The organism is Lonsdalea britannica, from assembly GCF_003515985.1.
Classification (GTDB): domain Bacteria; phylum Pseudomonadota; class Gammaproteobacteria; order Enterobacterales; family Enterobacteriaceae; genus Lonsdalea; species Lonsdalea britannica.
Map to the genome: position 1 here is coordinate 3749614 of NZ_CP023009.1, position 19442 is coordinate 3769055.

Annotated in this window: 12 protein-coding genes; 7 read left to right on the plus strand and 5 right to left on the minus strand. The window is 63.2% G+C overall.

Annotated elements, in window-relative coordinates:
* Nucleotides 1–39 precede the first annotated feature (39 nt).
* Nucleotides 40–846, plus strand: a complete 807-nt coding sequence (locus CKQ53_RS17170) for an ABC transporter ATP-binding protein (protein ID WP_094117385.1) — start codon at nt 40–42, stop codon at nt 844–846.
* 48 nt (nt 847–894) lie between these two features.
* On the opposite strand, the gene CKQ53_RS17175 is transcribed toward CKQ53_RS17170, so the two are convergent.
* The 3 genes from CKQ53_RS17175 to fes form a co-directional block, all read right to left on the minus strand.
* On the minus strand, nt 895–9453 hold the full coding sequence (locus CKQ53_RS17175) for an amino acid adenylation domain-containing protein (RefSeq protein ID WP_094117384.1): 8559 nt from the start codon (nt 9451–9453) through the stop codon (nt 895–897).
* Nucleotides 9454–9525: 72 nt separating this feature from the next.
* Nucleotides 9526–9744, minus strand: coding sequence for an MbtH family protein (locus CKQ53_RS17180; RefSeq protein WP_085652208.1), 219 nt, complete (start codon nt 9742–9744; stop codon nt 9526–9528).
* 2 nt (nt 9745–9746) lie between these two features.
* Nucleotides 9747–11081: an enterochelin esterase gene (fes, locus tag CKQ53_RS17185; protein WP_094117383.1), complete on the minus strand. Its 1335-nt coding sequence runs from the start codon at nt 11079–11081 to the stop codon at nt 9747–9749.
* A 305-nt stretch (nt 11082–11386) separates the two neighbouring features.
* Here fes and CKQ53_RS17190 point away from each other — a divergent pair, with 305 nt between their 5' ends.
* Nucleotides 11387–13603 carry a TonB-dependent siderophore receptor gene (locus CKQ53_RS17190; protein ID WP_118895222.1) on the plus strand — a complete coding sequence of 739 codons (2217 nt, stop codon included), beginning with the start codon at nt 11387–11389 and terminating at the stop codon, nt 13601–13603.
* Here CKQ53_RS17190 and CKQ53_RS17195 read toward each other — a convergent pair.
* Complete coding sequence (locus CKQ53_RS17195) at nt 13591–13800, minus strand: hypothetical protein (protein WP_085652205.1); 210 nt, start codon at nt 13798–13800, stop codon at nt 13591–13593. The genes CKQ53_RS17190 and CKQ53_RS17195 overlap by 13 nt on opposite strands.
* Nucleotides 13801–13880: 80 nt before the next feature.
* Here CKQ53_RS17195 and CKQ53_RS17200 point away from each other — a divergent pair, with 80 nt between their 5' ends.
* The 5 genes from CKQ53_RS17200 to CKQ53_RS17220 all read left to right on the plus strand — a co-directional run bounded on the left by CKQ53_RS17200 (nt 13881) and on the right by CKQ53_RS17220 (nt 18806).
* A complete protein-coding gene (locus CKQ53_RS17200; RefSeq protein WP_094117382.1) occupies nt 13881–15068 on the plus strand; it encodes an isochorismate synthase in 1188 nt (395 codons plus the stop codon).
* A complete protein-coding gene (locus CKQ53_RS17205) occupies nt 15065–16696 on the plus strand; it encodes a (2,3-dihydroxybenzoyl)adenylate synthase (protein WP_118895224.1) in 1632 nt (543 codons plus the stop codon). Before CKQ53_RS17200 ends, CKQ53_RS17205 begins: the two co-directional genes overlap by 4 nt.
* On the plus strand, nt 16693–17571 hold the full coding sequence (locus CKQ53_RS17210; protein ID WP_094117381.1) for an isochorismatase: 879 nt from the start codon (nt 16693–16695) through the stop codon (nt 17569–17571). Before CKQ53_RS17205 ends, CKQ53_RS17210 begins: the two co-directional genes overlap by 4 nt.
* Entirely contained in the window at nt 17568–18326 is a 759-nt protein-coding gene (dhbA, locus tag CKQ53_RS17215) for a 2,3-dihydro-2,3-dihydroxybenzoate dehydrogenase (RefSeq protein WP_085652201.1), read from the plus strand. Before CKQ53_RS17210 ends, dhbA begins: the two co-directional genes overlap by 4 nt.
* 63 nt (nt 18327–18389) lie before the next feature.
* Nucleotides 18390–18806, plus strand: coding sequence for a hotdog fold thioesterase (locus CKQ53_RS17220; protein WP_085652200.1), 417 nt, complete (start codon nt 18390–18392; stop codon nt 18804–18806).
* Between the two features lies 1 nt (nt 18807).
* Here the strand turns inward: CKQ53_RS17220 and CKQ53_RS17225 are convergent, their stop codons facing one another.
* A complete protein-coding gene (locus CKQ53_RS17225; RefSeq protein WP_085652199.1) occupies nt 18808–19383 on the minus strand; it encodes an RBBP9/YdeN family alpha/beta hydrolase in 576 nt (191 codons plus the stop codon).
* Nucleotides 19384–19442: the final 59 nt, after the last annotated feature.

Consider the following 19442-nt stretch of genomic DNA (forward strand, 5'->3'; position numbering starts at 1 on the left):
CGGAAAAAGACTCAACCTGTTGATGAGAGTGAGTGATTGATGACACCGTTTTTGCACGCTGCCCACCTGACGCTGGGATACGACCATAAAATTATTGCCGAAGATCTCAACGTGACGATCCCGGCACATCAGTTCAGCGTCATCGTCGGCCCCAACGCCTGCGGCAAATCGACCCTGCTGCGCGCCCTGTGCCGATTGCTGAAACCCCTCGCGGGCGAAGTCCTGCTGGAGGGAAAAAACATTCACGCCATCCCGACCAAAGCGCTCGCCCGCCAGATCGGACTCCTGCCCCAGCACGCTATCGTGCCGGACAACATCACCGTGGCCGATCTGGTCGCTCGCGGACGCTATCCGCATCAAAGCCTCCTGCGCCAGTGGAGCGAGGAGGATCAGGCGGCGGTCGAACAGGCAATGCAGGCCACCAACGTCAGCGAGCTGGCGGATCGCAGCGTGGACGAACTGTCCGGCGGTCAGCGACAGCGCGTCTGGATAGCGATGGTGCTGGCCCAGCAAACGCCGTTGCTGCTGCTGGATGAACCCACGACCTGGCTTGATATCGCGCATCAGATCGACCTGCTCGACCTGTTTCGCGAATTGAATCAGCAGCGCGGCCACACGTTGGTCGCCGTCCTGCACGACTTGAATCAGGCCTGCCGCTACGCAGACCATCTCATCGTGATGCAGTCGGGCCGCGTGATGGCGCAGGGCGCGCCCGCCGAGATCGTCACCGCCGATCTGGTGCGCGACGTCTTCGGCATGACCTGCGTGATTATCGATGACCCGGTGTCCCATACGCCGCTCATCGTGCCCTGCGGTCGCTATCACCCCGCGCCCGAAGGGCTTTGATCCGCTGACGTCTCGGGCGGCGCGGATCAACCGCCCCGCCCGACAGACTCACCGCGCTTTTAGCGCAGCCAGCGGCGTCAGCAGTCGATTCAGCTGCGGTCCGATCTGCTCCAGCGAGGCCGGCGACAGAATATCCGCATGCTCACAGGATTGGAGATAGGTCGTCAGACGACCGACATACGGCGCCCAGGTCGCCTGCACATCCATCTCCGGCGGCAGCGTGCCGGTCGCGACGAACAGCGTCGCCTCGCCATGATAACGCCGCGTCGACGCGGTGGATAATCGCTGCACCGCATCACGGTAGTTCGCCACGATATCGCGGAACATCGCGGCTTTTTCCGCACGCAGATGCGCGTCCGTTTCCTCTTCCGCCTCGGCCATAAACTCCGCCTGCTCTTGGGCGACCTCCTGCTGCGCCTGCTCCTCGCTCGGTCCGCGCCAATCCTGACCTTCGGGCGGATAGGTATCGAACAGGCCGAGGAACGCTACCGTCTCGCCCGCGGCTTCCAGACGCGCGGCGATGCCGTGCGCCAGCGTGCCGCCCAGCGAGTAACCCAACAGGTAATACGGCCCCTGCGGCTGCAGACGACGGATCGTCGCCAGGTGACGTTCGCACATCGCCTCGACCGAATCACAGGCGGCAATCACGCCGCCCGGTCGCGGCGACTGTAGTCCGACGATGGGGTAATCTCCCGCCAGATGCCGCAGCAGCCCGGCATACTGCCAGGCGTACCCGGACGCCGGGTGCAGGCAGAATAACGTCGGGCCATCGCCTGCGCGCAGCGGCAGCGTTTCATCCCCGCCGCTGTGACGCGATGCGGCACCCTCGTCCGCCAACAGCCGCGCAATCTGTTCCACGCTGCGCGCCGCCATGATCTGCCCGACCGTCAGCGAACGCGCCAGACGGCGGCGGATCTCGGCCGCCAGCCTCATCGCCAGCAGCGAGTGCCCCCCTAACGCGAAGAAGTCATCGTCCGCGTAGACCGTCGGCAGCGACAGCATCTCCGCGAACAACGCCGCCAGCAGGCGTTCGTACTCCGTCTCCGGCTCACGCCCCGCCTGCGCCTGTCCCGCCGGGGATGGCAGCGCCTTGCGGTCGAGTTTGCCGTTGGCGCTCAGCGGGAACTGCGACATCTCGACATAACTCACCGGCAGCATGTGGGCGGGCAGCCGCTCAGCCAACGCCTGATGCAGCGCCGTCGTGTCCAGCGCCGCGCCCTCCGGCGGGATCACCCAGGCCACCAACTGGCGGGCATCGGCCCCCGCCAGCGCGCCGTGGCGCTCGCCCAACTCGCGCGCGCAAACCACCGCCTGCGCCACGTCGGGCTGCGCCAACAGCGCCTGTTCGATCTCGCCCAGCTCGATACGTTGCCCGCGGATCTTCAACTGGTCGTCGCTGCGTCCCAGATAGTCCACCGCGCCGTCTTCGCGCCAGCGAGCGATATCGCCGGTGCGATACATGCGTTCGCCATCGGCGAACGGGTCAGCCACGAAGCGTCCGGCGGTCAGATCCGGTCGGCGTAAATAACCCTGTGCGAGCTGGATGCCGCACAGATACAGATCGCCCGCCACCCCCAACGGCACCGGTCGCAACGCGCTGTCCAAAATCCGCAGTTGAGTATTCCATACCGGCAGACCGATGGGCACGCCACCCGCCGTACATTCCGCTAACGCGTCGCCCGACGCGGGCTGGTAGGTCACATCCACCGCCGCTTCCGTCGGTCCATACAAGTTGTGGAGCGGTGCCGCTATTCGCGTCTGATAGCTTTCCGCCAGCTCCTGCGACAACGCTTCGCCGCTACAAAACACGCGTCGCAGGCTGGCGCATCCAACCACCGTCTGCGTTTCCAGCGCGCCGATCCAGGCCGCCAGCATCGACGGCACAAAGTGGAGCGTGGTCACGGCGTAATCGTTAATCAGCTGGGTCAGCGCGTCGGGGTCGCGATGCGCTTCCGGCGGCGCCATCACCAGCCGTGCGCCGACCATCAGCGGCCAGAAGAACTCCCACACCGACACGTCGAAACTACACGGCGTTTTCTGCAACACCACGTCGTCGTGAGTGAGTCGATAGGCGTCCTGCATCCACCACAGGCGGTTGACGATGGCCTGGTGGCTGACCACCACGCCTTTGGGTCGTCCGGTCGATCCAGAGGTATAGATCACATAGGCCGGGTGTTGCGGCGAGATCGCGACCGTTAAACCCCGAGGTTGGCGGCGCGCGTCTTCCAGCGCGTCGAACAGCAACGTATCGCCGAGTGGCGCGAAGCGTGATTTGAGCGCGGACTCCGTGATAACCAGCCGGGGCGCGGCATCGTCCACCATCAGCGCCAGCCGTTCGTCCGGATAGCCCGTATCCAGCGGCAGCCAGGCGGCGCCGACGGCGACGATAGCCTGCAGCGCCAACGACAGACGAACCGAACGCGGCAGCGCCACGGCGACGATATCGCCGGGGACGACACCCGAGTCAATCAGCCGTTCGGCCAACAGCGCGACCTGATGACGCATCTGTTGATAAGTCAACTGATGCTGAGCATCCGCTAACGCTGCGACGTGCGGCGTGCGCTCCGCCTGATGTTCCAACGCCTCGTGCAGCGTCATGGGCGGCACCGAGTGCGCCGTGTCATTCACCGTCGCCAGCAGCGCCCGCTCCTCCGGCAGCTGCAAGTTCCAGGCGCTCAGCGGCTGTTCCGGCTGATTGACCAGCTGCGTCAACAGCTGCATCAACCGTCGGCCCAAACGCTCCGGTTGCGGTACGCAGGGGCGGTACTCCATCAGCAGCCGCAGACGTTCACCCGGCAGCACCAGCAGCGTCAACGGATAGTGCGTGTAGCCGCGGTTGTTCAGGGCATCACAGCGAATGCCCGCCGAACCGCTGCCCAACGCGCCGCTGTCGGGGTAGTTTTCCACCACCAGCAGCGTATCGAATAACGTCCCGCGGCCCGCCAGCTGTTGAATGTCGCCCAGCCCCAGATCGTCATGTTCAATCAGCTGGATCTGCTGCGCTTGCAACGCGCCCAGCTGGCTCAGCAGCGAGCGCGACGGGTCGAATGTGACCCGGACCGGCAGCGTGTTGCTAAACAGTCCGACATGCTCGTCAATCCCGTCGATATGCCCGAAGCGGCCGGACACCGGCGCGCCGAAAATGACGTCGTTCGCGCAGCTATAGGCGCTAAGCAGCAGGCCCCACACGCCCTGCATCAGCGTATTGAGCGTCAGCCCGTGCTGGCGGCACAGCGTCAGCAGCCCGCGTTCCAGCTCAGGCTCCGGCAGCAGCGCCAGCTCACGCACCTCATCGTCATGCGGTCCGTCGCCAAACAGCAGCGTCGGTCGCGCATCGGTCAGCACGTCGCGCCACAGCGCGCGCGAGCGGTCGGCATCCCGCGCCGTCAATTGGCGCACGACCTCGCCATAACTGATGCGAGGTGGCGTCAACGCTGTATGTTCCAATACGTTGAAAAGATCGCGCAGCAGCACCGGCGTCGACCAGCCGTCGACAATCAGATGATGCGCGTTGAGAAACAGCGTGTGACGGCCGCCGTCGGCATGGCTGACCAGCAGCGCATGCAGTAGGGCTTGGGGCTGATGGAACAGATCCCGCGCCAGCGCCTCTTTTTCCAACGCCCGCAGCGCGGCAGTTTCCTGCTGCGGCGTCATCGGCGGCAGCGAGTGTAGGTCAAGCGGCCAATAGTTGACGTCGTTCTGCAACAGCGGGATCAGCTGGAGCGGTTGCTCAGCCTGTTCACTGTCGAACCGCGCAGCCAGCTGCGGATGGTGACGGACGACCGCCTCCAGCGCCTGACTGAGGCGGTCGGCGGTTAATGGCCCACGCAGCGATAGCCGGGTGAGGGAGTTATAACTGCCGGCGTCCGCCGCCGTCTGCGCGTGGAACAGCAGCCCTTTCTGCAACGGCAGCAGCGGTAAAACGGTCGCCAGCGGGCCATGCCGTTGACTGAGCTGCGCCAGCGTGTCATCCGTCACGCCCGCCAGACCGACGTCGGCGGCAACTAACGTATCTGCCGCTCGCTGCGGTTGTCTGAGTGCCGCCGTCAGCAAATCGTCCGCCGCCTGCGCCAGCGCCTGATGCAGCGCATCGATATCGTCGCGGTTAAACACGCCTTCAGCCCAACCCCAGTGGATCGCCAGCCTCGGCGCTCCCTGTCGCTCGTCAACGAAGAGGTTGATTTCCAGACCGTGACTCTGCGCCATCTGTCCTTCCTGCGCGACGGCAAAAGCATCGCGGAAACGGTGGTCGTTGCGCTGCGGCGCCCACTCACCCTCACCCGTCTCAAACCGGCCCAGATAGTTAAACAGAATGTCGGGGGCGCTCTGCGCTTCCCGCTCGGCGAGCGGATCTGCATTTATTTCGTCCAGATAGCGCAGTACGCCGTAGCCAATACCGCGATCCGGCACGGCCCGCAGCACGCGTTTCACGGCGCGCATCACCTGCCACGGCTGAGTCGCCTCGGCATCAGACCAGTCGATAAACAGGGGATATTCCGCCGTCAGCCAACCCACGGTGCGCGTCAGATCCACCCGGTCGTCGCGATCGCTGCGACCGTGCGACTCCAACGTCAAGCGCAAGCGGGAAACCGTAAACCGTCGGGCGCAGGCCAACGCCAGCGCGCACAGCAGCGTCTCTTCCACCGCGGCGTGGTAACAGCGCGGCAGCGTGGTCAGCAGCGCGTCGGTCTGCCCCGCGCTCAGCAGCAAACGCTGCTCTCCCTGACGACATTGGCGGTCCTGTTCCGCATCCAGCGGACGCCGTCCCAGACGGGGAACCTCCGGCGGCAGCATGGCGCGCCAGAACGGCAGTTCGTCGCGCCGCGCGGGAATATCCTCCCGCAGTCGTGCCGACCAGTCATGCAGCGAACACGCTTCCTCGGGCAACGCCGGAACCTCTCCCGCCAGCAAGGCGCTGGCGACCTGCCGCAGCTCAGGCAGCAGCACGCGCCAGGAAACGCCGTCGACCGCCAGATGATGGATGACCAGCACCAGTCCGCACGACTGCGCGTCTCCGCGCAGCAGCACGGCCTGCAGCATGATGCCTGCCGCCGGGTCAAGGCGGCCGACCGCCGCATCAAACGCCTGCTCGGCGGCCGCAGCGGCGTCGCCTTCCACGTCAAGCGTGTAACAAAGCGCCGATGCCGGTTGCCGCGGCGCTTCACCCACCACCAAGCGATCGTCGCGTGTCACCGCAGACAGCGCGGGATGGCAGGCGATCAGCGTCTCCAGCGCCCGCGCCGTCAGCGCGGCATCCAGCCCTTGCGGTACGCGGAGCCAGACGCCGTGCGCGAAGCAGCGGTTGATGCCGTGATGGCGCGCAAACCAGTGCAGGATCGGCAACCCGGTCACCGGCCCCCGTTGCGCGACACGCGGCAATGTCGACTGCGGCGTTAAGGGACTCATCGCTCGCGCCATCCCGGCGGGCGTGCGTTCCGAGAAAATGTCACGCGGGCGCAGTAGCCAACCCTGACGGCGCAACGCTGTCGCCAACCCCATTGCTGAGATGCTGTCGCCCCCGAGCGCAAAGAAGTCGTCGTCCGCGTTGACCGCATCCATGCGTAACAGCGTCGCGATGGCTTCGCAGATCAGCACTTCCTGTTCACCCTGCGCAGCGCGGCCCTGCCTAACGGCCGCCGCCTGCGGTGTCGGCAACGCCTGACGGTCGATCTTTCCGTTCACCGTGAGCGGCAGCTCGGCCATGACCATCAGCAGCGCGGGCACCATATAGTCCGGCAGCGTGACGCCTAACTGCGCCAACAAACGGGCGGAGAGATCCGGCTGCGCGCGCAGCGCCTCATCCGGCACCGAACAGTAGCCAATCAGCCGATGCGTCGCGCCCATGGGCTCGGCGATCACGACAGCAGTGCTCACTTCCGGCAATCCCGCCAGCGCGCTTTCGATTTCGCCCAGCTCCACGCGAAAACCGCGCACTTTAATCTGATGATCGACACGTCCGATAAACGCCAGCTGGCCGTCGGGACGCCAGCGCAGCACGTCTCCGGTACGGTACATCACCTCGCCTGCCGCAAAGGGGTTGGCGACAAAGCGAGCCGCCGTCAGATCCGGGCGGCGCAGGTAGCCGCGCGCGATGCCCGGCCCTGAAATATACAGCTCGCCGGGAACGCCGACCGGCACCGGCTGCAAACGGGCATCCAGCAGCCAGACGCGCGTATTGGCGACCGGCTGGCCGATGACAGGCTGGTCCGCCGCCTGCACGCTGGCCCCCAGCGTATCGATGGTGTACTCCGACGGGCCGTAATAGTTATGGATTTCGATGGCGTTTTGGCGTTGCATCAGCTGCCACAGGCGCGGCGTGGCCGCCTCGCCGCCGATCATGATGAAGGCGGGCTGATGCTGTTCCGCCTCCAGCAGACCGGCGTCGATCAGTTGAGAAAAGAACGACGGCGTGATGTCCAGCAAATCCACCGGCACCTGATTCATCTGCTGCACCAGCCCCCACGCGTCTCGACGTAAGTCTTCATCGAAAATATAGAGCTCGCTGCCCATCAACATGCAAAACAGCGGCTCCCAGGAGGAGTCGAACGAGAAAGAAGCGGTATGACCGGCGCGCAGCCGTCTGCCGTGACGCGCCTGAAAACGCGTCATTGCCGGACCAAACAGGAAATGCTGGTGGGACAGTAACAGGTTCAGCAGACCGCGATGCGTGCTCATGACGCCTTTCGGACGCCCGGTCGACCCCGAGGTATAAATGATGTAAGCCAGATGATCGCCGCTCAGCGGCTGTGGACGATCGCGCTCGCCGATAGGTGCCGATGAGGCCCTCTGGCATTCCGCCCGCAGCGCGTCATCGTCCAGACACAGGGTGTCCGGCAAATTCGGCATCTGCTCAAGCCGGTCACGCCAGGTCAGCAGCAACACTGGCCGGGCATCGTCGCACATCAGCGTCAGTCGCTCGCGCGGGTAGTCCAGATCCAACGGCAGATACGCCGCGCCGCTGGCCAACACCGCCAGAATCGCCACCACGCTGTCCGCCGAGCGAGGCACGGCAATGGCGACGACGTCATCCGCCCCCACCCCGCGCGCTATCAGAACGCGCGCCAGCTGCATGACCCGCGCGGACAGCGTCGCGTAATCAACCTGTTCGCGCTCGCTGGCGACCGCGACCGCATCCGGCTGCCGAATCGCCTGACGCACCAGCAGGTCGATGACCGAGGTAACGTCATCCGGCATCGCGAGCTGCGGCCCCCGGCTCCAGCCGTCAATGAGCTGCTGCTCTTCGAGGCTCAGCAACGACAGATCGCCGATCCGCCGAGCGGGCTGTTCCGCCAGCTGCGTCAACAGGTGTTGTAGCCGGTCGCCGTGCGCGGTCAGCGTCTGGCGGTCGTAACGGGCGGGATTCGCCAACAATCCCAGCTGTAGGCGCTCGCCGTCCATACCGATTTCGAACTCAAGATCGTCCACCGGCCCCATCGCCAGCACGTGGGTGATGGCGGGCGTGCCGTCCAGCAGCAGTCCCGCGTTGTACACCTTGTAGTTGAAGACCGGTCCGTACAACCCGGCCTGATCGCCGACCCGTCCCAGATCGCGCCGCAGTTGTTCGGCTTCATAGCGTTGATGGCGGCGGACGGTTTTGATCTCCGCCAGCAACACACGGGTGACGTCCGTCAGCGTCATATCGGCAGAGAGCGTGAGCTGTAGCGGTAGGACGTTGACGACCGGCCCGACGGCGGACAGCGCCGCCGACCCCATGCGGCGCATAAACGGGAAGCCGATCGACAGCCGCGGCTCGCCGCCCATGCGAAACAGATAGACGGCCAGCGCAGCCATCGCGATTTCCGCCGGTTGAGCCTGACCCAGTTCGGTATTGGCGGCTAGCGCGGCAAACGGCGCTGCCGGGAATGAGAGCTGATGATGCCAGGTCCGCACCGTCTCTGAGTGATCGAGGCCCTCTTCGGTGGACAAAGAGATTGGCGTCGGCAGATCGGCGGCATGCTGACGCCAGAATTCGGCGTCGCGTTCGCAGGCGGGAGAAGACTGCCAGGTCAGATACTCGTCTACCACCTCGCTGAAGGGGGTGAACGGCGTGGGGGCCGCCGCTTTTCCGGCCCGCCGCGCGTTGTAAATCTCGACGATGCGACGAGTGAGCGCGTCAAAACTGAAACCATCCAGCAGCAGATGGTGAAAACGCTGATACCACAGCCAGCGCGCCGGTTCTGCCGATACGCGCATCACACACTGCCGGTACAGCGGCGATTCGCCATCGGCGGGCAGTGCGTTCGCCAAATCCGCCTGCATCAGCGCATAGGCCGCGTTTTCGGCGTCCGGCTGCTGGCTCAGATCCCGCCACTCGACCGCCAGCACGTCGCTCGGCGTCACACGGGTCGGCACTCGCTGCCGAGGCTCTCCGTCCTCGTTCAAGGTAAAACGGGCATGGACAGTATCCGCTTCAGCTAGCCCCTGCCTGATCGCCATGTCCAGATCGTCGCGATCCAGCGGACCATTGAGTTCGATGGCATGCGCCACGGTAAAGACGTTTCTCCGGCTGGCGATGCTGTCCGCCATCCAGATCCCCGGCTGAGCCGCGACGAGCGGCAGTTCCAGATAGTTCGCCTGTAGTTCAGGCGCGACGAGAGTGTCTGACACGATGTGACTTCCTTTGCGTTGGCATGGAGAAAACAGAGTGAGGCGCCGCGACGACGCCGATGCGCGGTGTGGTTAGCAGTCAGCCTGCCGCAGGCTAGCGGGACGCATATCCTGCCACTGAGTTTCAATCCAGTTCAGGCAGGCCGAGCGGTCGCCCGGTCCGTATACGGTGTCCCATCCGGCGGGGACGGCGGCAAACGAGGGCCAGAGGCTGTACTGCGCCTGCGCGTTGATCAGCACCAGAAACACGAGGCTGTCATCATCAAACGGGTTGGGTTGTTCCTGACTCATACTTATTCCCTTTTTCCATGTGGTTGGGGCATGCATGCCCCCTCAGTCATCTCCGCCATCAGCCAGCGGCAGCCGTCAATCAAGCCGCCGCGCCAGCACAGCGCATCGTGGCCGCCTGCGTACACCCGGAACTGAACCCGGTGCCCTGCCTCGGTCAGTACCTGATGCATCTGCTGATTGACGAATTCAATGTCCGCTTCGCGGCTGCCCGCTTCCTGAAATACCTTCAGCGGACGGTCTGTGCGCCCCTGTTGGCGGACCTGCTCGCCCAGCCAGCCCCCCTGATGGGCGCAAGGTTCGCCTTTCGTGATAAAGGACAGGTCGGGCCACCAGAAAGAGCCGGATTGCGTCAGCACCCGACCAAAACGCTGCGGGATAAACAGGCCGGCATACAGCGCAGCCAGTCCGCCGTAGCTCTGACCCGCCACCAGCGTGCGCTCGCGGTCATGGCTGAAGGGCGTGTGCCGGGCGGCTAACGGCAGCAGTTCCTCCTGCACCGCTGCCCAAAATTCGGCGTTGCAGGGCAGTTCGTCGCCGCGTGTTGCCGGGTCGATCGCGTCGATCAACAGCCAGACGGCAGGCGGCAACCCGCCGCCTTGGGTTTCTTCGTCCAGCGCGGAAAAGAGCGGAAATTGCTCCGCCCAGCGCTGGCCGTCGAGCACAATCGCCAGCGGACGCTGCTCCGGCGCGTCGCCGCCTCCCGTGGTGTAAAGCCAGATGCATCGGGCGTTGCCCAGCCTGTCGCTGCGCCACGTGAAGGTATGCAGCCGCCGCGCGTCCGGCACCGCCCCCTGCCCCCGGTCAACGCGCCGCCACGCCGCCTGCGAGGGCGCACCCGGCATATGAGCGGACGACTCCGGCTGGCCGCCCCAGGTCTGGTGGGGAGCATGCGCATTCAGCGGATCGGCGATGGCATGGACCGCGAGCGAACACCACCACTCGCGCTGCTGCTGGCGTCGAACCTGTTCGTCCTCACTAAAGGTGGGCGGCAGATCGGCGGCAGAGATAGGCAGCAGGCAGTAGCTGCCGCGCCACGCCTTCTCCACCAAAACAGACCAATGCCAGACATCGGTTCCGGCCAGACGCCGTAGGCTTTGCGGCGAGCAGCTGTGGTGGTCGGTGACGCCGTTGATATCCGCATAGACTCGCAGGGTCGCAGACCGCGCCTCCGACCCTGCGGGATCGCGCCACAGAAACGTCGCCCTCACCTGCTCCACTCCTGCACTTTCCACCAGTGGCGTACCGAGATGAGCGACCCGTCGCCACCAGGCTTCCGTCCCCGTATCCGGCGCCGCCAAGAGTGTTGCCGCATAGCCGGACGGCAGTGGATCAAACATAAAACCTCCAGGTTTCGCCCACGAACAATTACTTAAGATTAATTACTTAAATCTTACCGTCTGCGGATTACATCACAGAAATAGACATAAAAACGAATAATATTGAGAATCATTTACAGTTGCAATAACATGTGTGCCGAACTTACGTTAAGACAGGGATTAATGTGAGCTAAGACCACTAAAAACAAGAGGTTTATCAACTTCCCGCCGGAGTCATGGTTAACCATTACGGTGGGTCGTTGACGCAATGCTTACGGAATTCTTCTTTCAGATGTTTTGCGACAGGATTTTCAAAGGGATAAATCATGTTTAAAACCAAAATAAAACCATTAGCACAGCTTATTACTCTTTGTACTAACAGCCGCAGAGCCCCTCTGGTGCTGGCTTCGACGCTCTTGCTCCCTCCATTGACGCAGGCGGTGGAAACGCCCTCCTCGGCCGATAAAAACGACACCATTGTCGTGACGGCAACGCCGGGAGAAAGCGTCACGGCGCCGCTGCGCGGCATCGTCGCCAAGGCCAGCGCATCCGGCACCAAGACGGAGACGCCGTTGGTCAAAACGCCGCAGACGATTTCCGTCGTGACCCGCGACCAGATGGACCAGCAGGCCGTGGGCTCCGTGGCTGACGCGCTGAACTACACCAGCGGCGTCGTCACCAACTACCGCGGCTCCTCTAACCGTAACGACGAAGTGATCGCCCGCGGATTTCGCTACGCGCCGAAATTCCTGGATGGCCTGAGCTTCGGTCTGAGCGGTCAGGGTTCCTCGCTCGGCAAACTCGATCCGTGGCTGCTTGAACGCGTCGAGCTGGTGCACGGCCCGGCGTCCGTGCTGTATGGACAGGTGAATCCCGGCGGCCTGATCAGCATGACCAGCAAACGTCCGACGGCGGAAGAGATCCGCAAGATTCAGTTCAGCGCGGGCAATCAGCATCTGGGCGAAGCGGCGTTCGACTTCGGCGGCGCGCTGAACGACGACAAGACATTGCTTTACCGCCTGAACGGCATCGGCAGCACCCAGCACGAATTCGTTAAAGACTCCAAGCAGGAGCGCATCGCCGTCGCGCCAGCCCTCACCTGGCTGCCGAATCCCGATACCAGCTTTACGCTGCTGACGGCCTATCAGAACGATCCGGAAGCAGGCTTCCGTAACTTCCTGCCTGCCTACGGCACGGCGTTCGAAACAGTGTCCGGCTATATCCCTTACGACCTGAACGTCAGCGATCCTCATTATCACGAATCGAAACGCGAACTGGGGTCGCTCGGTTATATCTTCGACCACTCGTTCAACGACACGATCTCGTTCCAGCAGAACTTCCGCTACTCCAAACTGAAAGAGAAGTACAAGTATCTGGTGTACACCGTCGGCGGAACGACGACGGATACCACGATCTCCCGCCGTCAGCAGAAGGAGTACACCAATACCGACGAACTGGGACTGGATAACCAGCTGAAGGCCAAATTTGCGACCGGCGACGTCGCGCATACCCTGATCGGCGGTCTGGACTACAAGTGGCAGAAACAGGATTACAACTACTGGCGCAACGGCGGCGATCAATACGATTTCGACTGGGCTAACCCGGCCTACGGCGGTTCGTGGCTGGTCAGCGACAGCGAACTGAGTCTGATGACCAGTACGGTGAAAAAGCTCGATCAGGTGGGGGTCTATCTGCAAGACCAGATGGAGTGGGAGCGCTGGAATCTGCTGCTGTCCGGGCGTAACGACTGGAGCGAAGTGCGCACGACGGACCGCGCCGAGTCCACCACCACTCAGCAGAACGACAACAAGTTCACCGGCCGCGCGGCGCTGCTCTATGCCTTCGATAACGGTATTTCCCCTTACATCAGCTACAGCACCTCCTTCGAGCCGAACCTGAGCAGCGGCGCGCCGGGTAGCGATCCGTTCAAGCCGACCACCGGCGAGCAGTCCGAAGTCGGGGTGAAATATCAGATGCCCGGCGGCAATACGTTACTGACGCTGTCGCTGTTCGACATCACTCAGAAGAACATCACCTCCTACAACAGCATCACCGGGTACAACGAGCAGATCGGCAAGGTGAAATCGAAGGGGGTGGAAGCGGAAGCGCATACCCAACTGACCCCGGAAATCAGCCTGATGGGCGCGTACACCTTTACCGATGCGGAAACCCGCGAGAGCAATACCGCGTCGCAGGTAGGCAAGTCGCCCGCGTCGATTCCACGCCACACCGCGTCCGCCTGGGGAACTTACCGCTTCCTGGATAACGCGCTGAAAGGTCTGACGCTGGGCACCGGCGTACGCTACGTCGGCACCAGCTATGGCGACAACGCCGAAAGCTTCAAAGTGCCTCACTACACCCTGTTCGATGCCATGGCGCGTTACGAACTGGGCGAAGCCGCCGCCAGCCTGAAAGGCGCGGCCGTGCAGCTTAATGTCAACAATCTGGCTGACAAACACTTCGTCGCGTCATGCAGCAATACGTCCGCCTGCTTCTACGGCTCGGGACGCAGCATCGTCGCCACGGTGAGTTACAGCTGGTAACGACGATGGCCATGCACCATCGCCGATAGCACGCTGGCGGACGGCATCACGCGTCCGCCCATTTTTGCTTTATTGCTTTGAAAACCCATCGCGAGGGACGTTATTGGCGCAGCCAGTTCGCACTGGCTTCCGCATGCGCCGCGCAGTCGATACGGCGAAAAACGCGTCCCGGCGAAAGGAGTCGAAAAAATGGACATGGGATTACCACAGCATAATCCCGACGAAAGACGCCCCGGGCGTGCTTTCGTTTTTGTGAATCAACCATAAGGAACGGACAGTGTCTACGCTATCTGCCAAGTCTTGCGCGTCGGATATCGGCGACCTACGCCGAGACGACATGCTATTCCTGTCGCCAGCCGCCAGCCTGCATGCCCGCGGCTGTTACGCCACGTTAACCCACCCGGCCGATGACGGCGACGACCTGAAGGGCGCTTTCCAGCATCAGGTACGCCAGCTGTTTGAGCAGGCGCAGAGCGACGGTCTCGACAATCCGCTGCTGGTCGGCGCGATCCCCTTCGACAAACGCCAGCCGGTCAACCTGCAAATTCCCACGTCGTACCGCTGGATTAAGCGTGAGACGTTGCTGGAACGCCCAATGGCGGACGCCTTTCCCCGTATTCTCCGTCAGCAACAAATTCCGGAGCGGGAGACGTTCATGCGGATGGTCAGCGCCGGTATCGATGCCACAAAACGTGGCGAACTGAATAAGATCGTGCTTTCGCGCCTGCTGGATATCGAAACCGAGCAGCCGCTGGATACGCTCTCGCTGCTATTGCAGTTGAATCAGCAAAATCCGTGGAGCTACAACTTCCACCTGCCGCTGGCGCAGGGCTGTCTGGTGGGGGCCAGCCCAGAGCTGCTGCTACGTAAACAGGGAATGACGATCGCCTCACAGCCGCTGGCAGGCTCCAGCCGCCGCAGCACCGACGCAGGCGAAGATCACCGGCTACAGCAGGCGCTGCAAAATTCCGTCAAAGACCGCTATGAACATCAGTTGGTGATTGAAGAGATGCAGCGCACGCTGCTGCCGCGTTGCCGCTCGTTGACGCTGCCCCCAGAGCCGACGCTCATCAGCACGCCGGTACTCTGGCATCTGGCCACCCACTTGCAGGCAGAGGTGATCGACCCGCGAGAAAACGCGCTGTCGATGGCCTGTCTGTTGCACCCCACCCCCGCGCTGTGCGGAACGCCGTTCCAACCGGCGCTGGACCGCATCAACCAGTTGGAACCGTTCGATCGCCAGCGTTTCGGCGGCATCGTCGGCTGGTGCGACGCACAGGGCAACGGCGAATGGGCGGTGACCATCCGCTGCGGCGAAGTGCAGGACAATCGGGTGCGGCTGTTTGCAGGCGCAGGCATTGTGCCGGACTCTCAACCGCAGTCCGAGTGGCTGGAAACCGGCGTCAAACTCAGCACCATGCTGCGCGCTTTCGGGCTACAGCAAGACAGGGAGTGCGCCGCATGATCATCGAATTCAACCGCTGGCCGCCGGCGCTCGAACAACGCTACCGAGCCTGTGGTTACTGGACCGATGCGCCGCTGGACGACATTCTGACCCGCCACAAAGACAGCGACGCCGTCGCCGTGATCTGCGGTGAACGCCAGTTCAGCTATCGCCAGCTGGACCGGCTGGCGTCCCGGCTTTCGGCCGCCTTGCGTCAACGCGGCATGCGCTGCGGCAATACCGCGCTGGTGCAACTGGGAAACATCGCCGAATTTTACATCGTCTATTTCGCGCTGCTGCGCGCCGGGATCGTCCCCGTCAACGCGCTGCCCAGCCACCAACGCAGCGAACTTAACTCCTATGCCGACCAGATTGAGCCGAAGCTGTTGATTGCGGATCGGCGTCATCCCCTCTTCTCCGATGACCGTTTCGTGGGACAACTGCGTGAGCGCTGCCCCTCGCTGCAACAGGTCATCTTGCTGGGCGATGAGGGCGATAACGGCCTGTCCGCGCTGATGAATCATGACATCGACATCCCCGCGCCGACGCCAACGCCGCCGGATCAGGTCGCCTTCTTCCAGCTTTCGGGCGGCAGCACCGGTACGCCGAAACTGATCCCCCGCACCCATAACGACTATTACTACAGCGTGCGCGCCAGCGTGGACATCTGCGGCTTCACCGCCGCAACCCGCTACCTGTGTGCGCTGCCGGCAGCGCATAACTATTCGCTCAGCTCGCCGGGGGCGCTGGGCGCATTCTACGCAGGCGGCTGCGTCATCCTCGCCGCCGATCCCAGCGCCAGCGGTTGCTTTCCATTGATCCATCGACATCAGGCCACCGTCGCCGCGCTGGTACCGCCCGCCGTGATCCTATGGCTTGAGGCCGCCTCCGCGCCCGGGGAACGCAACGCGCTGAGCAGCCTGCAACTCTTGCAGGTCGGCGGCGCGAGACTGAGCGAGTCGCTGGCGCGGCGTATCCCGGCAGAATTGGGCTGCCCGTTGCAGCAGGTGTTCGGCATGGCCGAGGGACTGGTGAACTACACGCGACTGGACGATGACGACGCGCGCCGCTACGCCACGCAGGGATGTCCCATCAGCCCCGACGACGAGGTCTGGGTCGCCGACGCCGACGGCAATCCGCTACCGCCCGGTCAGGCGGGAAAACTGATGACGCGCGGCCCCTATACCTTTCGCGGTTATTACCGCAGCCCCGAGCAAAATCGTCAGGCCTTCGACGCACAGGGTTTCTATTGCTCAGGCGATCGCATTATCCAGCACGCCGACGGCTATCTGCAGGTCGTCGGCCGGGAGAATGACCTGATCAACCGCGGCGGAGAAAAAATCGCCGCCGAGGAGATCGAAAACCTGCTGCTGCGTCATCCCAAGGTCATCAACGCCGCGCTCGTCGCCGTGCCGGATGAGCTGATGGGCGAAAAAAGCTGCGCTTTCGTCGTGACCCGTCAGACGATCAAGCCCGTCGAGCTTCGCCGCCATCTGCGCGAACAGGGCATTGCCGATTACAAATTGCCCGACCGGGTGGCAACGCTGTCCTCCCTCCCGGAAACCCCGGTCGGAAAAGTGGATAAAAAACGTCTGCGCCAGATGGCGCAGCAGCGCTTCGCCCCTTCTCAGCAGGAGAATGATTCATGAGTATCCCCAAACTGAACGCCTATCCGCTCCCCACCGCCGAGCAACTGCCCGCCAACAAGGTCAGCTGGACGCTGGATCCTCAGCGGGCGGCGCTGCTGATCCACGATATGCAGCAGTATTTTCTGAACTTTTGGGGCGAAGACAGCCCTCTGACCGCCCGAGTGGTACAAAACATCGCGCGGCTGAAGCAGGTCTGTCGCCAGCAAGGCATCCCGGTGTTTTACACAGCTCAGCCCCAACAGCAGAGCGACAGCGATCGCGCGCTGCTCAACGACATGTGGGGACCGGGCATCAACCAGCATCCTGAACAACAAAAAATCATCCCTGAGCTAACGCCGGAAACCGGCGATACGGTGTTGGTGAAATGGCGCTATAGCGCGTTTGTGCGTTCCGATCTGGAACAGCAGATGAAGAAAGCGGGCCGCGACCAGCTGATCATCTGCGGCGTCTATGCCCACATCGGCTGCCTCACGACCGCCACCGATGCGTTCATGCGCGACATCCAGCCGTTCATGGCGGCCGATGCGCTGGCCGACTTTTCGCAGGAAGAGCACATGATGGCGCTGCGCTACGCCGCCGGACGCAGTGGACGCGTCGCCACCGTCAGCCAGCTGCTGACCGAGATCGCGACGGCCACCGGATACAGCCGGGAACAGCTGCGCGCGGAGCTGCTGCCGCTGCTGGATGAAGACAGTGACGATTTGGAAGACGATGAGAACCTGCTGGATTATGGGTTGGATTCCGTACGCATTATGTCGCTGGTCGCGCGCTGGCGTCAGGCGGGCTACGATCTGGACTTTGTCGCGCTGGTCAAAAACCCCACCATTGCGCACTGGCTACGCCTGCTGACCGAACCGCAGCGGGAGGAAGCATGAGTCTGGAGGCGGAATTTCGCGGTAAGCAGGTTTGGGTGACCGGCGCCGGGCGCGGCATCGGCTATGTCACTGCCTGCCGTTTCGCACAGGCGGGCGCTGACGTCACGGGTTTCGACGTCGCATTCGATGAGGCCGACGCGCCGTTCCTGCGGCGCACATTGGACATCAGCGATGCCGCCGCCGTCGCCGACAGCTGCGGCGAACTGCTGGCGCATACGCCGCAGCTGGATGTATTGGTGAACGGCGCGGGTATCCTGCGCATGGGCGCGACGGAAACGCTCAGCCAGCAAGACTGGCTTGACTGCATCGGCGTCAATGCGGGCGGCGCTTTCAATCTGTTTCAGGCCACGCTGCCGCAGTTCCAGCGCCAGCGCTCCGGAGCCATTGTGTCCATCGGCTCCAACGCCGCGCACGTGCCGCGCGTCGGTATGGCGGCCTATTGCGCGTCAAAAGCGGCCCTGCGCAGCCTGTGCCTGACGGTCGGGCTGGAACTGGCGCCCTACGGCGTGCGTTGCAACCTGATTTCCCCCGGCTCGACGGATACCCCAATGCAGCGCAGTCTGTGGCACGCGCCGAATGCCGAACAGCGCACCATCGAGGGATTCCCGGAACAGTACAAGCTTGGGATACCGCTGGGTAAGATCGCCCGGCCTGAAGAGATCGCCGACGCTGTGCTATTTATGGCTTCGTCGAAAGCGGGCCACATCACGCTGCAGGATATCGTCATCGACGGCGGCGCGACGCTTGGCGCCTAAGTCCCCGAGGACGGTCGTCGCGATAGCGGCGGTCGTCCTCTGCAACAGGAAGGAAGCAACCTCATGATCTGGACGCGAGACGTCACGCTGGCGCAGCTCAATCAGATGACGGAACGGAACCTGCTGGCGCACCTGGGCATGGTTTTCACCCGGTTGGGAGAACACGATCTCGAGGCCACGATGCCCGTGGACGATCGTACGCGTCAACCGTTCGGACTGCTGCATGGCGGTGCCTCGGTCGCGCTGGCGGAGTCGTTGGGATCGATGGCGGGCTATCTGTGCAGTCAGCAAGGGGAATGCGTGGTCGGGGTAGAGATTAACGCCAGCCACCTGCGTCCGGTCAGTCAGGGCGAGGTGCGCGGCGTTTGCCAGCCGCTGCATCTGGGGCGGAAAAATCAGGTCTGGCAAATCGAGGTCTTTACGCCGCAGGATAAGCTGTGCTGCATCGCACGGCTCTCTACGGCGGTGTTGGGGACGTAGTTCAGGCTTCGAGTGGAATGAGGCTCTCTGCAAAATCCGCCAGCCGTTGCAGGCCGTATTCCCAGGTTCCGAAGCCGGATTCAGCATTGATATGGCCGCCCTCGCCCACATCGACCAGCTCGCAGCCCCAGGCTGCCGACCAGTGCTTGGCGCGCTCATAGGTCATCAGCGGATCGTTGTGCGTGGCGAAAGCCAGCGCGGGGACGTTAAGCCGTTCGGCGCGAATACGCTCTTCAATCTCAAAACGCATTGGCTCCGCCGGCGCAACCAACATCACGCCCGCAATCCCCTCCATGGCTTCCTGCACCACGTAGCACGAGGCCAACGCGCCGAAACTGTGCCCGATCAGCAGCGCCGGTTGCTCGCACTCCGCCAGCTCGCGGCGGATCGCCAACGCCCAGCGATCGAGGTCGGCCGGAAACCACTCTTTCTGGCTGACGCGGCGCCAAAACGGAAAACGCTGATGCCAATAGCTTTGCCAGTGTTCGTCGCCACTGTCACGTAATCCCGGCACCAGCACCATCTTTATACGCTGGTCGATTTCCGCCAGCCGCAGGTCCAACTCTGTCGTCTGCATCAGACTGCTTTCTCCCTGTTCGTTGACTGCCTGAATGGAGCGACATCGGCGCAGGGCAA

Coding starts and splice junctions, on each gene's coding strand:
- CKQ53_RS17170 (WP_094117385.1), top strand. CDS start 40: ATGACACCGTTTTTGCACGCTGCCCACCTGACGCTGGGATACGACCAT.
- CKQ53_RS17180 (WP_085652208.1), bottom strand. CDS start 9,744: ATGAGTCAGGAACAACCCAACCCGTTTGATGATGACAGCCTCGTGTTT.
- fes (WP_094117383.1), bottom strand. CDS start 11,081: ATGTTTGATCCACTGCCGTCCGGCTATGCGGCAACACTCTTGGCGGCG.
- CKQ53_RS17190 (WP_118895222.1), top strand. CDS start 11,387: ATGTTTAAAACCAAAATAAAACCATTAGCACAGCTTATTACTCTTTGT.
- CKQ53_RS17195 (WP_085652205.1), bottom strand. CDS start 13,800: ATGTCCATTTTTTCGACTCCTTTCGCCGGGACGCGTTTTTCGCCGTAT.
- CKQ53_RS17205 (WP_118895224.1), top strand. CDS start 15,065: ATGATCATCGAATTCAACCGCTGGCCGCCGGCGCTCGAACAACGCTAC.
- CKQ53_RS17210 (WP_094117381.1), top strand. CDS start 16,693: ATGAGTATCCCCAAACTGAACGCCTATCCGCTCCCCACCGCCGAGCAA.
- dhbA (WP_085652201.1), top strand. CDS start 17,568: ATGAGTCTGGAGGCGGAATTTCGCGGTAAGCAGGTTTGGGTGACCGGC.
- CKQ53_RS17220 (WP_085652200.1), top strand. CDS start 18,390: ATGATCTGGACGCGAGACGTCACGCTGGCGCAGCTCAATCAGATGACG.
- CKQ53_RS17225 (WP_085652199.1), bottom strand. CDS start 19,383: ATGCAGACGACAGAGTTGGACCTGCGGCTGGCGGAAATCGACCAGCGT.